The 13562-nt window shown below is 66.5% G+C and carries 13 protein-coding genes; all 13 read right to left on the minus strand.

Translation table 11 applies throughout. The annotated features are described in order from the left end of the window. Positions 1 to 4 precede the first annotated feature (4 nt). A complete protein-coding gene (locus F7R19_RS20290) occupies positions 5 to 1195 on the minus strand; it encodes an acyl-CoA dehydrogenase family protein (protein ID WP_150981791.1) in 1191 nt (396 codons plus the stop codon). Continuing rightward, positions 1192 to 1443 (minus strand): acyl carrier protein, encoded by a 252-nt coding sequence (locus tag F7R19_RS20295; protein ID WP_061955613.1) that lies wholly within the window; start codon positions 1441 to 1443, stop codon positions 1192 to 1194. Before F7R19_RS20295 ends, F7R19_RS20290 begins: the two co-directional genes overlap by 4 nt. A gap of 108 nt (positions 1444 to 1551) precedes the next feature. Next, the gene (locus F7R19_RS20300) at positions 1552 to 2955 is read right to left on the minus strand and encodes an undecaprenyl-phosphate glucose phosphotransferase (protein ID WP_150981792.1); all 1404 of its coding nucleotides are present in this window, start codon (positions 2953 to 2955) and stop codon (positions 1552 to 1554) included. 103 nt (positions 2956 to 3058) lie between these two features. After that, complete coding sequence (locus F7R19_RS20305) at positions 3059 to 3775, minus strand: phosphatase PAP2 family protein (protein ID WP_150981793.1); 717 nt, start codon at positions 3773 to 3775, stop codon at positions 3059 to 3061. A gap of 469 nt (positions 3776 to 4244) precedes the next feature. After that, positions 4245 to 4505: a hypothetical protein gene (locus tag F7R19_RS20310; protein ID WP_061955617.1), complete on the minus strand. Its 261-nt coding sequence runs from the start codon at positions 4503 to 4505 to the stop codon at positions 4245 to 4247. Between the two features lie 95 nt (positions 4506 to 4600). Next, positions 4601 to 5128 carry a response regulator transcription factor gene (locus F7R19_RS20315; RefSeq protein WP_150981794.1) on the minus strand — a complete coding sequence of 176 codons (528 nt, stop codon included), beginning with the start codon at positions 5126 to 5128 and terminating at the stop codon, positions 4601 to 4603. Positions 5129 to 5390: 262 nt separating this feature from the next. Further along, positions 5391 to 6206: a response regulator transcription factor gene (locus tag F7R19_RS20320; RefSeq protein ID WP_150981795.1), complete on the minus strand. Its 816-nt coding sequence runs from the start codon at positions 6204 to 6206 to the stop codon at positions 5391 to 5393. A 538-nt stretch (positions 6207 to 6744) separates the two neighbouring features. Continuing rightward, the gene (locus tag F7R19_RS20325) at positions 6745 to 7833 is read right to left on the minus strand and encodes a porin (RefSeq protein WP_061955623.1); all 1089 of its coding nucleotides are present in this window, start codon (positions 7831 to 7833) and stop codon (positions 6745 to 6747) included. Positions 7834 to 7852: 19 nt separating this feature from the next. Then, entirely contained in the window at positions 7853 to 8128 is a 276-nt protein-coding gene (locus F7R19_RS20330) for a XapX domain-containing protein (protein ID WP_061955625.1), read from the minus strand. A gap of 73 nt (positions 8129 to 8201) precedes the next feature. Further along, on the minus strand, positions 8202 to 9818 hold the full coding sequence (locus tag F7R19_RS20335) for an MFS transporter (RefSeq protein ID WP_150981796.1): 1617 nt from the start codon (positions 9816 to 9818) through the stop codon (positions 8202 to 8204). Then, entirely contained in the window at positions 9815 to 10243 is a 429-nt protein-coding gene (locus tag F7R19_RS20340) for a DoxX family protein (RefSeq protein ID WP_061955629.1), read from the minus strand. The genes F7R19_RS20335 and F7R19_RS20340 overlap by 4 nt, the downstream gene beginning before the upstream one ends. A gap of 79 nt (positions 10244 to 10322) precedes the next feature. Then, positions 10323 to 12194 carry an amidohydrolase gene (locus F7R19_RS20345; RefSeq protein WP_150981797.1) on the minus strand — a complete coding sequence of 624 codons (1872 nt, stop codon included), beginning with the start codon at positions 12192 to 12194 and terminating at the stop codon, positions 10323 to 10325. Between the two features lie 89 nt (positions 12195 to 12283). Then, on the minus strand, positions 12284 to 13288 hold the full coding sequence (locus F7R19_RS20350; RefSeq protein WP_150981798.1) for an alpha/beta fold hydrolase: 1005 nt from the start codon (positions 13286 to 13288) through the stop codon (positions 12284 to 12286). Between the last annotated feature and the right edge of the window lie 274 nt (positions 13289 to 13562).

Consider the following 13562-nt stretch of genomic DNA (forward strand, 5'->3'; position numbering starts at 1 on the left):
CTCCTCAGGAACGGTCGGCCAGCAGCAGGTTGGCCGTATTGGTCTGGATGCGATCGTTGTTGATCATCAGCGGCGCGGACCACAGGTCGCGCAGATGCCGGCCCAGGCTGAACGGCGTGCCGTGCTTGTAGCCGGCCATGCCGCATACCAGCAGCGCCTGCTGCACCACCTCCAGCGCCATGGTCGACATCGCCGTCTTCAGGCCATTCATCTCGGCGGCCAGCGCGAAGGCGGCCGACACCGATGCGCCCGCGTGACGCGCGCGCTGATGCGCAAGCGCCAGATCGAGCCGGCCTTCCATCATCTGCAGCATGCTGACCGCCTCGGCCACGCGCGTTGCCGAGGGCGGCAACTGACCGGGACGCGCGCGCGCCTGGCCCTGGAAGAAGGTCTTGGCGCGCGACACCGCATCGCCAGCGATGCCAAGCCACAGCGCGCTCCACAGGATGTGCGACACCGGCGTCATGGTGGCGTCGGCAATCTCGCCGAACGGCACCGGCAGCACTTGCTCCACGGCGCCCGTCGCTTCGAGCCGGAAGCCGTTGCTGCAGGTGCCGCGCATGCCGAGCGTGTCCCACGTGTTCAGGCTCTGCAGCGTGTAATCGGGCTTCAGTGCGCACACCAACACCTGATCCGACGGCGATGCATCGGCGTGGCGGCGTGCGGTAATCAGGATGCCGTCGGCATGCGCGCCGTACGAAATCGTCGGCGCCATCTTCAGCAGGTGAAAGCGCTCGCCCTCCACGTTGACCGCGCAACCGCTGCTGCGCAGCGCGCCGCCGATCGCTTCCTCCGAGGTGGCCGAAGCCAGCAGCAACTGCTCGCCCGCCACGCGCGACAGCAGTTGCTGGTGCCAGGCGCTGCCGCCGCCATGTTCGAGCAGGCACGCCACCTGGATCTGGTGCATCGCGTAGATCATGCCGGTGGATGCGCACATTTCGCCCAGCACCTTGCCGATGGCCGCCACCGTGGCCAGCGACGCGCCGCTGCCGCCCAGCGCGACGGGCACCATCGCGCCCAGCAGGCGCTGCTCGCGCAGCACTTCGAACGCCTCGTGCGGGAAGCGCGCTTCGCGATCGACCGCATCGGCAAAACGCTGCGCCACCGCACCGGCCTCGCGTGCGGCGTCGATCAGCGCATCGCCGCCAACGGGCTCGGGATTGGCGTGCGCCAGGGCAACCTTGGCGGTGTTCATGCTGCCTCCTGCTGCTGCCGGATGACCTCGACGGCCGCCGCCAGCGAATCGACGCTGCGGAATAACTGCCGGGTCAGCATCTGATCTGGGATCTCGATATCGAAGGCGTTTTCGAGGGCCAGCATCACGTGCACGGTGGCCAGCGACGACAGGCCTGCGGCATAGAGATCATCGTTGTCGGCCAGCGAGGCCAGCGGCACGTCGAGCCGCGCCACTTCGGCGAGAATATTGCGGATGATTGCTTTCATTCGACCTCTCCGTTTGCGTTGACGGGCTCCATTCCAGGGCTTTTGCGCGCCGCGCTCGGTGCGATGTCGCACCAAGGCGGGCGGTGTTGCGTGGCGCCGACCGCGGCCTCAGAAAGCCGACGCGCCGGTCCAGCCGTGCAAGGCGGTGCGCACGATGATGCGAAGGTCGAGCAGGAACGACCAGTGCTGGATGTAATAGATATCGAACTCGATACGCTTGCGCATCTTCTCGATCGTGTCGGTCTGGCCGCGCAGGCCGTTGATCTGCGCCCAGCCCGTGATGCCTGGCTTGACGCGATGACGCAGCATGTAGCGGTCGATCAGTTCCTTGTAGATCTCGTTGTGTTCCATCGCATGCGGGCGCGGCCCGACCACCGACATTTCGCCGCGCAGCACGTTCAGAAACTGCGGCAGCTCGTCCAGGCTGGTGCGGCGCAGGAAGGCGCCGATGCGCGTCACGCGGGGATCGCCGCGCGTGGCCTGCGTGACGCCCGTATCGGCATGCAGCCGCATGGTGCGGAACTTGTACACGTGGAACGGGTGCCCATCGATGCCCAGGCGCTGCTGGCGAAACAGCACCGGTCCGCGCGACGAACACTTGACCATCACGGCGATCGTCAGCAGCGCCGGGCTCAGGCCGATCAGCACCGCCGCGGCAAACACGCGGTCGAAGCTGGCCTTGAGCAAGCCGGTGATGCCCGAGACCGGCGGCGCGTTCAGGTCGATCACGGGCAGCCCCATGAAATCGCTGAAGCGATGACCGAGCAGCTCCACTGACGACACGTCCGGCACCCAACGGATATCGATCAACTGATTGCCGAACTGCCGCACCACATCGGACAGATCGCGACACGCCGCCATCGGCAGCGTCAGCCAGATTTCGCTCACGCCCTGGCTGCGCACCAGCGCGTTGACCTCGGCCATCGTGCGCAAGGTGGTGACGCTGCCGGGAATCGACTGGCAATGCTCGTCGTAGACGCCCACCACGCGATAGCCGGCGGTGCGGATGCGCTGCACGCGCATGTACATTTCGCGCCCCAGCGGACCGAAGCCGAAGATCACCACGCGCTTGGCGTTGATGCCCTGTTCGCGCACGTTGCCAAGCATGCGGTACATGACGGCGCGCCACGTCAGCAGCGCAAGCGTGGTGCTGATGAACCAGCCCATCGACCAGACCCGCGACACCGCGGCAATCTGATGAATCAGAAACGCGCCGAGCAGGCCCGCCACGAATACCGTCGCCCATGCCGAGCAGATGCGCAACGCCAGCACGGCCTGGCTGCGGCCGCGCCACGATTCGTAGACGCCAAACGCGGGAAACACCACCAGCGCGCCGATCGCGCACAGCATCGTGAGGAAGCCGTTGACCGGCGCGGCCTCGCGGATGCCGCCCGGAAAATAGAGCGCGCCCATGGCGATGCCGGCCGCGGCGATCAGCAATGCGTCGGAGAGTCTGTAGAGGAAGTGAAGCGCGCTATGCCGCTCGACGGCGACGTTCCAGTTCGATGCCATGACCGCCCCAATGCCCTTGCGGGCGACGTGTTTGAGGCATGGTTGCGCAGGGGTCCGGGAGCGTCTGTGGGCGGGCGCACACAGCCGCGGGCAGGGCTTTGCGCTATGTGGGGCGGCGCGCGCTGGTGGGCCGTAACTGGACTTCGGCGCGGCCGCCGTGCCGGCCGTGGTCGCGCGCGGTATCGTCGACGACACACGCGCGGCATGTGGGCAAGGCGGTCCATTCGCCGCGCTGGTAAGGACGCTCGCGCCCCGAGAGGAACAGCGCCATCTCGGTCACCAGGTTGTGCGTGACGCCAGTCAGGCCGCCTACCGGCAGCACCGGCATGCTGGCCAGCGCCGCCGTTGCCAGCAGCATCGTCAGCGGTCCGCGCGGCACGCCATGGCGCATGATGAACGGCAGGCTGACGCAGAAGCCGAGCAACAGGCCGCTGAGCACTTCGGACACCGAATGCGCATGCAGCGCAAGACGCGAGGCGCCCACCGCCAGCGCCATCAGCACGCCGGCCAGCGCGCCCAGCAGGCTCAGCCCCGGCCGGCTGGCCGGCATCGCCAGGTAGAGCAGCACCGGCAGGATCGATGCGGCCATCATCGAATGGCCCGAGAACCCGGTGAAGTCGATCGCCTCGCTGCCGATGCCCCAGCCGATGTACGCAACCTTGGAGGCCAGCACCACTGCCGCCGTGACCGAGAACGCCACGAGCCAGTGGCGCGCCACGCGCGCCGCGCCATGCCAGCGCAGCCACACGTAGAGAAACACCGCGCACGGCAACAGGAACGCGGATTCGCCGAAGAAGGTGATCAACTGCCAACGGTGCATGTTGCGACGGCCATCAAGGGTGGGCAGCGGACAGCGTCGGCCGAGGGCAATGCGCCGACGTGGGAGCGGTCAGCGTAGCATGCGGCCCGCGCGATTGTGTCCCCCCGCGCACGGCATCCATCCCGAAGCATGAGGCCAATGCGGCCTGCCGCACGATGCGCGGCGCCCGCGCAATGACCGCGCATGCGCCTCAATGCTCGCCGCGCGGTTTTTTGGCATCGGCAAATGCAGGGATGAGATGCCGACATGGCATGCGTCTTCTGGTTGATACAGTCGCGCGTCGCGATTCGATATGGTCGAAGGGATGGTCGTTCATGCATGTGAGCGGCCATTTCAAAGCCCGCATGGTCCCCCGGTCGGCGGGCTTCTTTTTTTTCACGCCGATATGGCAAACCCGGCAAACCCGCTCTCGCAACGCCGATGCGCGATGCCGCTCATGCGCGGCGTTCGGGTTCAATGCCTCTACGCATCAAGGCAGGGATGGGTGCCTCAGCGCGACGACCATCCGCTGCGCTGCAGCCAGATGGCGCGCGGCCTCCTGCTGGCCGATCTCCTGCGCCGCCACCACGGCGGCGGCCTCGCTCACGAAGCGTCGCCCGTGCAGTTCGCCCCGATACAACAACGGCCCGCCGATGATGGCGAGCCGTATCTCATAACAACATGCCCATTTGTCCCGGCCCTCGCGCACGGCAAATCCGTGGACGACCAGAATATCGAGACTGCGTTCCATACGACCCCCTGCTCCCCGCGACGGCCGGCCTCGGCAAGGCGCCGGCTTCTGATCGCGAGCACAATCAGCATAGTCGTATCGGCGCCTGCGCGCCCTCATCCGATGGCAGTAGATCCATCCGGAGATATTCGCGGGGCGCGGGCAAACGGCGGCGGCGCGGTGTCCTGAGGATGCAGCTTGCGCAGCAGCGTCAGCGCGCTGCGCGGAAAGCATTGCCCGCCGGCCCACACCAGCGCGGCCGCGGCGCACACCAGTTCCACCGGCGCGGGCACGGCCAGGCAGCCGTTGGCGCCGAGCCGCGCAGCATGCGTCATCAGCTCGGCGTCCAGCGCATCGGACAACACCAGCCAGCGACGCGGCGCGAGCCGCGCGTGCACGCGGTCGAGCAGCGCGTGCGGATCCTGCACGCCGCTGGTGTCGACCAGCGCCAGCGCGACGGGCTGCGCGGGCAACGGCTCGGCCTGATCGGGATTGTCGACGGAATGGATCTGCACTGGCGCGGCGTCGTCACGCAGCCATTCGGGCCCGTGCCAGCGCACGGGTGTGGGGATGTCCTGTCCAGCCATGCGTCGCGCAAGGATGCGGCACATCATTTCATTGCTGGCGATCAGATAGGTCGTCATCGAAAAGCCATCCGCGCTTAAAACGCGTGTGTCCGCTTGAGGTGTGGTGCACCGGCGGTATTAGCCCTGGGTCGGGGGCATCGGATTCGAACTGGGACGATGGCGATGAGGGATTCTTTTTTTGAAAGATGGCTGTCCCCGGCGCCGGACCTGCATAGAAAGTTAGCAAGCGCGGCCGGCCGCCGCCTCATGCTTTTGGCTGAGGGGCGGACCGGCGGAAGGAGGAGGCGAGCGGGCGGCTGCCAGCTGGGAGGTGGGCGATTCAGGCGGCCTCACATGCCTCCCGCGCCGACAGGTCCGACATCGACACGTGCGTGGATCGCACGGGAGCGGGGCCCGCCCAGTTCAGCGTGGCGCCGCGTTGCAGTGCGACGTACACGGCTTCGCCCTTGTTGCGCACATGCTGGCGCTGGTACAGCGTGCAGGCGTGGGTCTTGGCGGTGGCCACCGAGATATTGAGCAGGCGGCTGACCGTCTTGATCGGATAGCCGCGCGCCAGCAGTGCGAGCACTTCGTACTGGCGCTCGGTGATATTGAGCAGATGTGCGCCGGCGGCCGGCGTTTCCACGGCGGCCGGGCCGCTCGTCCTGGGCAGATCGACCGGCACCGTATGCAGCGGCACCACGATCGGCGCGGCAAGGTGGCGCGCCTCGGCCAACGCGGCACCCGCATCGTGCTGGCGCGAGGCCGGCACTTGCGACGGGAAGCATTCGCCGCCAGCCAGCACCAGTCGGATCGCCGCTTCGAGCGCATCCGAGGAACAGTTCTTGGCCAGCAGGCCGCGCACGCTCTCCGGCAGGCCGCTCGCGGGCAATGGCGCGGGCACCTGATCGGCCAGCACCAGCACGCGCTGCGGCTGCAGGCGGCGGCAGATATCGGCCAGCGCCGTCCAGCCGCGCTCGGCGTCCGCGGGCAGGCCGAAGATCAGCAGATCGGCATGATGCGTCCATGGATCGGGCTCGTGCGCACTGGCTGCGTCAAGTTCGACAAGATCGCCGGGGACATGCGCCTGAGACAACAGATGGCGCAACCCAAGACGCAATAAAGGATGTGGCTCGAGCAGCAGAATGGTGGCCATGGCGCTCACTTCTTATTGGCGCAACGGCTGAACTCGCTTCAGGCGTTGCGCTGTTGGAGGCGCTCCGCTTATGGCGCGGCTGCTCCCCCAATACGGTCCACAGAGCCTCCCGAGCCTCCCAGCGCTTTTTTGCGCGCCGTGCGTGCCCTCCCTCGGAGGATGTTCGACCGCCCCGTTTGCGTATGTAACGCGTTAGATACGTTTGAAGTCAGATCAAAATTAAATCTAATTCTGGTTTTGAGGATAGGAAGATCACCGTGTGAATGCAAGGGTATGGTGCAGTGCGGCGGGTTTTCCCTTGGTTGTATGGCAATGTCGGGGCAGATGTATGGCAAATGCCCGCCAGTACGCGAACGGGCGTTCGATTCACCACAAAGTGACCCCGAAATCGCTATGTTGCATAGCAACAAAAATGGGGTCGATCCGCTTTGCAAGCGGTCTGGGCAATGCTTCGGCACGGACCCGGATCGATCTGAAAAACTTCAATCGGGCTGGGCGCGCGCATCAGGCGGACGATGCGCGCGCTTGCCGTACCGGTTTAGAAGTTGTGCCGCATGCCCAGTGCAAAGGTCTGCGGATCCGCGCCGGCTTTGATGCCCAGTTCGTTGATCGCGAAATCGTAGACCGCGTTGCGCTGGTTGTTGATGCGGCTGTAGAACGCAAACAGCGCGGTCCGCTTCGATAGCGGATAGTCGTACCCGACGGTGAATTGCGTGGCGCCAGTTTGCGCGCCGCTGCGGAAGAAGCCGATGGTGTCGGTGGAAGAGCCGGTGCCGTTGGCCGCGAACGCAAAACCCACGCGCACGCTGCCCGGCCCCAGCTGCTGCACCAGCGATGCGTAATAGCCGTTGCGCTGCAGGTCGCCCGTATCGGTGCGGTAATGCAGATGCTCGTAGAGCGCCGAGATGCGCGTGCCGGCAAACAGCTGGTAGGCCACGCCGAATTTCAGCGCGTCGTCGTTGCGCCCGGCCGCCTGGTAATGCTGATGGATTTCATAGGCGACGGTCGCATTGAGCGGCCCGCGGTCATAGACCAACGCCGCCGAATACAACGCGGGGTTGCGCGCCACCGTGGTCTTTTCCTCGGGCAGGCCCCAGCCCAGCCAGACGCTCACGCCGGCCAGCTGCGGCGAGCGGTATTGCACGATGTTCTTCTGGCGGCGATCGAACGAACTGGTGTCCTGCACGTTGTCCGAGCTGGACGTCGACCCATTGCCGATCAGCGCCATGTAGCCGGCGGTGGTCGGATAGTAGGGGTCGTAGGCCATCGTCGCTTCCGTGTACGGCGTGTGCCAGTGCCCCATGAACAGCAGCCCATAATCGCCTTGCAGCCCGATGCGCGAATTGCGCGTGGCGATGCCGCCCTGGCCGTTGTCGATCGACAGATTGCTTTCGATCTGCCACAGCGCCTTGAGGCTGCCGCCCAGTCCTTCCTCGCCGCGCAGGCCCCACACCGATCGATAGTTGGTCATGCGCGCCACGCCACCCAGGCGCGTGCCGTCGGTGGCGGTATTGGCCGACGCATACTCGATGGCGGTGTTCAGGCGGCCATAGATCGTGACGGAACTTTGCGCGAAGGCGGCGGGCGCCGCGCAGCACGCGGGCAGTATCGCCAGCGGCATGGCCATGCGCAGGCGCGCGAGCACGTCACTGCGCCGCATCGTGCTTCTCGTCCTTTTTGGCGACCAGCGTCGGGCCCGGCGTACCGGTGATCTTCGGCACGCATTCCGAATGGAACCATGCCACCGTGACCGGCTCGCCAGCGATCATGCGCTTGATCGGCGGTACCACCTGTTCGCCGATCAGCATGCCCAGCAGACCGATCAGCGCCACCGCCGGCGGCGCGGGCGAACGAACCTGCATCAGCGCGTAGATGATGCCGACGAACACGCCGGCGCCGAGAGAAACAAGATAGATCTTCATGTTCGATACTCCTGAGACGTAAAACACTTTTTTCGCCGCGCGGCAGGCGCGACACACTTGCGGCGGCGCAGCTTCAGCTACGCCCGGCGGGAAATCCCACGCCAAGCAGATGACGCACGCGCGGGGGCTCGGTGGCGACGTGATAGCGCGCCACGTCGCGCTGCAGGTCGGCGTCGGCGTTGGGCACGCGCCGGTGCTGGCGCAAGTGCTCGGCCCACGATTCCACCAGGAACCATTCGGTCAGCAATTCCGGATTGGCCGGATCCTCCATCACACCCCAGTTAAAGGCGCCGTCGCGCAGGCGCTCTTCGGAAAGCTTGTGCACCGCGCGCAGGAACGCATCGCGATTGGCCGGCGGGATGCAGTACTCGATCAGGATCATCACGGGCCCGCGATCGTGCGCGATCTCGGCGGCCATTTCGGGCTCGGGCCAGTGACCGGCCGGACCCAGGTCTTCCTCGCCGCGCGGCAGGCGCAGGCGATTTAGCAGCAGCGCAGCGATCACCAGTCCAGCGGCGGCGATCAGCAGCGCATGCGGCGTGCCCATGGCCTGCGCGACAAAGCCCCACAACAGGCTGCCGCCGGCCAGCGCGCCGTTGAACACCATCTGGTACACCGCCAGCGCGCGGCCTCGCACCCAGTTGGGCAGGATGGCCTGCGCCGCACCGCCCAGCGTGGTCAGCGCCGTGATCCACGCCGCGCCCAACAGCAACAGCAGTGGCAATGCCAGCCACACCGGCGGCGCGATCGACAGCGCTGCCATCACGATCGCCGTGACGATGGCAGACAGCAACACCAGTCCATCGGCATCGAGCCTTTTCTGCAGCCGCGGCATGGTCAGCGCGCCGACGATCGCGCCCGCTCCCACTGCGCCCAGCAGCACGCCGTAGAGGCCGGCGCCGCCGTGCAGCAGTTGGCGCGCCACCAGCGGCAGCAGCGCCCATACGCTGCTGCCGAAGGCAAAATGCACGGCGGCGCGCGCCAGCACGACATGCAGCTTGCTATGAGCGCGTGTGAAGCGCAGCCCCGCGCGAAACGCGCTGAAGAAATGCTCGCGCAGCGGATCGGCCGCCTGCGCCGGGCGCTTCCACCACAACAGCGCGGCGATCACGAACAGATAGCTCACCAGATCGACGCCGTAGGTGACCGATGCACCGAACGCGGCAAGCAGCAGGCCGCCCGTGGCGGGACCGATGGCCCGCGCGATATTGACGCCGAGCGCGTTGAGCGCCACGGCCTGACGCAGGGTGTTGGCCGGCACCAGCTCGGGCACGATCGACTGCCACGTGGGGCCCATCATCGCCGCGCCGATCCCGCCCAGGAAAGCCAGGCCGATCAGGATCTCGATGGTCAGCCCCTGTTGCCACGCCAGCACCGCCAGCGTGCCGCTCACGCCGGCCAGCGCGATCTGGATCACGATCAGGAAGCGGCGGCGGTCCAGGATGTCCGACAGCACGCCGGCCGGGATCGCCAGCAGGAACACCGGCAGCGTGGCCGCGGCCTGGATCGTGGCGACTGCGGCGGGCGACGAGGACAGGTCCGTGGCGAGCCACGCGCTGGCCACATCGCGCATGAAGCTGCCGACGTTGCCGAGAATCGTCGCCACCCACAGCACCGCGAAGGTGGGCTGCGCAAGCGGCGCGAACGTGCCGACGGCGGGCTTGGCGCCAAGCGACGCGGGCTGCGTCATGGCCGGTTCCGCAGGTCATGCCAGGCCACCAGCAGGAAACCGCCGACCAGACCCAGGTGTTCGAAAAACGAGTTGGCCATCATGAATGCAGCTTCCGGCGGCGCACTCCAGAAACGATTGGCCAGGAACGTGGCGCCCAACGTGAACACGGCCAGCGCCAGCGCGCCCAGCCAGCGATACACGCCGAACAGGATCATTGCCGAGGCCAGCAGTTCCAGCGCGATGGTCGCGGCGGCCAGCGGCATGGCAGGCGACAGGCCGAAGTGCTGCATCTCGGCCACCGCACCGGAAAAGTCGAACAGCTTGACGAGTCCGCCCTGCAGATAGGCCGCGCAGAGCAGCAGCAGCGCGATCCAGTGCAGCCAGCCCGGCAGGCGGTGCGAGGGCGTGCCGGCCGTGGCCAGCGGGGAAGAGGAAGAATGCATGGCGGATCTCCGGTATCGATGCACGGCGAGAATGGCTGGCGTGCGGCGCGAGGCGAGCCGCACGCCAGCCGTCACACGCTCAGAATGCCCAGCACGAACAGCCGAGCGCGCCCCAGAAGGTGCTTTCGTCCGAAGTCGGCGCGTTGGACGTCCACGCCTTGGCATGCGCGTGGCCATGGACGCCGCACGAGCTGGCGCAGCCGCACGCGGTGTTCAGCGCCAGCGCACGGGCCTGTGCGTTCGGGCGCGGCTGATAGCGGCTGCCGTGGCGCGCGGGCGACCAGTCCGGCATCGCGGGCGGAATCTCGGGCGAGTGCTTGCCGAACTCGCTGTCGCCGTAGACCACCTTGCCGCCGAGCACGGTCATCACCGACGTGATGTCCTGGATGTCGTCGCCGGGCACGCTGAAGTAATCGGCCGACAGCACCGCCAGATCGGCCAGTTGTCCGGCCTTGATCTGGCCCTTCTTGCCCTCTTCGGACGAGAACCACGTATTGGCCTCGGTCCACAGGCGCAGCGCCGTTTCGCGATCGATCAGGTTGGCCTGCGGATACATCGACAAGCCACCCACGGTCTTGCCGGTGGTGAGCCAGTACAGCGACACCCACGGGTTGTACGAGGCGACGCGCGTGGCGTCGGTGCCCGCGCCCACCTTGACGCCCTTTTCCAGCATCTTCTTGATCGGCGGCGTGGCCTCGGCGGCCTTGGCGCCGTAGCGCTCGACGAAGTATTCGCCCTGGTACGCCATGCGGTGCTGCACCGCGATGCCGCCGCCCAGCGCGGCGATGCGGTCGATATTGCGATCGGAAATGGTTTCGGCGTGGTCGAAGAACCAGTTCAGGCCGTTGAACGGCACATCCTTGGCCACCTTCTCGTAGACATCGAGTGCGCGCGAAATCGTCTCGTCATAGGTGGCATGCAGGCGCCAGGGCCAGCGCTTTTCGGCCAGCAGGCGAATCACCGGTTCGAGATCGGACTCCATCGACGGCGGCATGTCGGGACGCTCGACGCGGAAGTCCTCGAAGTCGGCCGCGGTGTAGACCAGCATTTCGCCCGCGCCGTTGTGGCGATACAGGTCGTCGCCCTGGCCCGGCTTGACGGTGGAAGTCCAGGTCTTGAAGTCGGCCAGTTCTTCCTTGGGCTTCTGCGTGAACAGGTTGTAGGCCAGGCGCACCGTGAGCTGGCCGTCCTTGTGCAGCTCCTCGATGATGTTGTAGTCCTCGGGATAGTTCTGATAACCGCCGCCGGCATCGATCACGCCGGTCACGCCAAGGCGGTTCACCTCGCGCATGAAATGGCGCGTCGAATTCTTCTGATACTCGGGCGGCAGCTTCGGTCCCTTGGCCAGCGTCGCGTACAGGATCGTCGCGTTGGGCTTGGCCAGCAGCAGGCCGGTGGGATTACCCGTCTTGTCGCGGATGATCTCGCCGCCCGGCGGGTTCGGCGTGTCCTTGGTGTAGCCCACCGCGCGCAGCGCGGCGCCGTTCAGGATCGCGCGGTCGTACAGGTGCAGGATGAAGACGGGCGTATCGGGCGCCACGGCGTTCAGTTCCTCGATGGTCGGCAGGCGCTTCTCGGCGAACTGGTGCTCCGTGAAGCCGCCCACCACGCGCACCCATTGCGGCGCGGGCGTGCGCGCCACCTGATCCTTCAACATGCGCATCGCGTCGGCCAGCGAGCGCACGCCGTCCCAGCGCAGCTCCATGTTGTAGTTCAGGCCGCCGCGGATGATGTGCATGTGGCTGTCGATCAGCCCGGGAATGGCGCGCCGGCCATTCAGGTCGATCACGCGCGTCGTGGGCGTCGCAAGCTTCATGACCTCGTCGCGCGTGCCCACGGTGATGAAGCGGCCATCCTGGATCGCCACGGCCTCGGCCTGAGGATTGGCGCGGTCCAGCGTGGCGAACTTGCCGTTGACGAGGATGAGGTCTGGAGTCGGGTTCGATGACATGGCGAAAAGCTCCGAAGAGGCGGCCGCGCCCAACGCGGCAGCCGAGGCGATAAATTGCCGGCGGGAAACTGACATGGGCGTGGCGCGGCTTAGGCGTTCAGGAAAGCCAGCAGGTCGGCGTTGACCTGATCGGCATTGATGACACACATCCCGTGCGATGCGCCGGGATATACCTTGAGCGTGGCGTTCTTCACGATTTTGGCGGACAGCCGGGCCGAGTTGTCGATCGGCACGATCTGGTCGTCGTCGCCATGCAGGATCAGCGTGGGCACCGTGATCTTCTTCAGGTCTTCGGTGTAGTCCACTTCCGAGAATTCCTTGATGCACAGATACTGGCCCAGCACGCCACCGGCCATGCCCTGCAGCCAGAACGCGTCGATGGTGCCTTGGGAAGGCTTGGCGTTGGGGCGGTTAAAGCCGAAGAACGGCACGGCCAGATCCTTGTAAAACTGCGAGCGGTTCTCGGCAACGCCGCGGCGGATGTTGTCGAACACTTCGAGCGGCAGGCCATTCGGATAGGCGGCGCTCTTGGCCATGGTCGGCGGCACGGCGCCGATCAGCACGGCCTTGGCGACGCGCGCGGTGCCGTGGCGACCGATATAGCGCGCCACTTCGCCGCCGCCGGTGGAGTGGCCAACCAGCGTGGCGCCCCGGATGTCGAGCGCATCGAGCACGGCCGCCAGATCGTCGGCGTAGGTGTCCATGTTGTTGCCCGTGGCCGGCTGGTCCGAGCGGCCATGCCCGCGGCGATCGTGCGCGATTACGCGGAAGCCCTTCTGCACCAGGAACAGCATTTGCGCGTCCCAGGCGTCGGCGTCGAGCGGCCAGCCATGCGAGAACACCACCGGACGGCCCGAGCCCCAGTCCTTGTAGAAGATGCGCGTGCCGTCGCGGGTGGTCACGTAATGGCCTTGGCTGCCGTGGCGGCCCGCCGCAGCGCGATTTGCAGCAGTGGCGGCATCGGCCGCGGCCGGCGTAAGCGCGGCCATCGATGCCACCGATGCGGCAGCAGCGCCCAGCGTGCTGCCGACCAGCAGCTTGCGGCGCGAGGCGTCGAGTTGTTCGGATTGGGCTTGAGGGGCGGTATTCGACATGAGGCTCTCCGGCAAGAATTTATTCAGTTTGTTTGATATATCGATCCAGGCGGCGCTGGCTGGGCTGCTGCGGCTGCGAACGCTGTCGATGGACCGAACTTTAATGATCGGCATGAGGTTCTTGCCGCACCCATGCTGTACATTTCAATCAAAATTTTTCAACATTGCTGCATGCCCGGTCGCCGCTGTCGGGCAGTTGGCGTTTGATGGTGTCGTTCCAGCGTCGGCGCGGCCGTTCGGCGGCGAGCAGGGAAGCGGCAATCGCCCGCTGCCG

It is taken from the genome of Cupriavidus pauculus, from assembly GCF_008801835.1.
In the GTDB taxonomy this organism is placed as follows: domain Bacteria; phylum Pseudomonadota; class Gammaproteobacteria; order Burkholderiales; family Burkholderiaceae; genus Cupriavidus; species Cupriavidus pauculus.

What these genes read in the sequence shown, in the direction of transcription:
- F7R19_RS20300 (WP_150981792.1), bottom strand. Translation starts at nt 2,955, where the DNA reads ATGGCATCGAACTGGAACGTCGCCGTCGAGCGGCATAGCGCGCTTCAC.
- F7R19_RS20345 (WP_150981797.1), bottom strand. Translation starts at nt 12,194, where the DNA reads ATGTCATCGAACCCGACTCCAGACCTCATCCTCGTCAACGGCAAGTTC.
- F7R19_RS20340 (WP_061955629.1), bottom strand. Translation starts at nt 10,243, where the DNA reads ATGCATTCTTCCTCTTCCCCGCTGGCCACGGCCGGCACGCCCTCGCAC.
- F7R19_RS20325 (WP_061955623.1), bottom strand. Translation starts at nt 7,833, where the DNA reads ATGGCCATGCCGCTGGCGATACTGCCCGCGTGCTGCGCGGCGCCCGCC.
- F7R19_RS20290 (WP_150981791.1), bottom strand. Translation starts at nt 1,195, where the DNA reads ATGAACACCGCCAAGGTTGCCCTGGCGCACGCCAATCCCGAGCCCGTT.
- F7R19_RS20305 (WP_150981793.1), bottom strand. Translation starts at nt 3,775, where the DNA reads ATGCACCGTTGGCAGTTGATCACCTTCTTCGGCGAATCCGCGTTCCTG.
- F7R19_RS20310 (WP_061955617.1), bottom strand. Translation starts at nt 4,505, where the DNA reads ATGGAACGCAGTCTCGATATTCTGGTCGTCCACGGATTTGCCGTGCGC.
- F7R19_RS20315 (WP_150981794.1), bottom strand. Translation starts at nt 5,128, where the DNA reads ATGACGACCTATCTGATCGCCAGCAATGAAATGATGTGCCGCATCCTT.
- F7R19_RS20295 (WP_061955613.1), bottom strand. Translation starts at nt 1,443, where the DNA reads ATGAAAGCAATCATCCGCAATATTCTCGCCGAAGTGGCGCGGCTCGAC.
- F7R19_RS20330 (WP_061955625.1), bottom strand. Translation starts at nt 8,128, where the DNA reads ATGAAGATCTATCTTGTTTCTCTCGGCGCCGGCGTGTTCGTCGGCATC.
- F7R19_RS20335 (WP_150981796.1), bottom strand. Translation starts at nt 9,818, where the DNA reads ATGACGCAGCCCGCGTCGCTTGGCGCCAAGCCCGCCGTCGGCACGTTC.
- F7R19_RS20320 (WP_150981795.1), bottom strand. Translation starts at nt 6,206, where the DNA reads ATGGCCACCATTCTGCTGCTCGAGCCACATCCTTTATTGCGTCTTGGG.
- F7R19_RS20350 (WP_150981798.1), bottom strand. Translation starts at nt 13,288, where the DNA reads ATGTCGAATACCGCCCCTCAAGCCCAATCCGAACAACTCGACGCCTCG.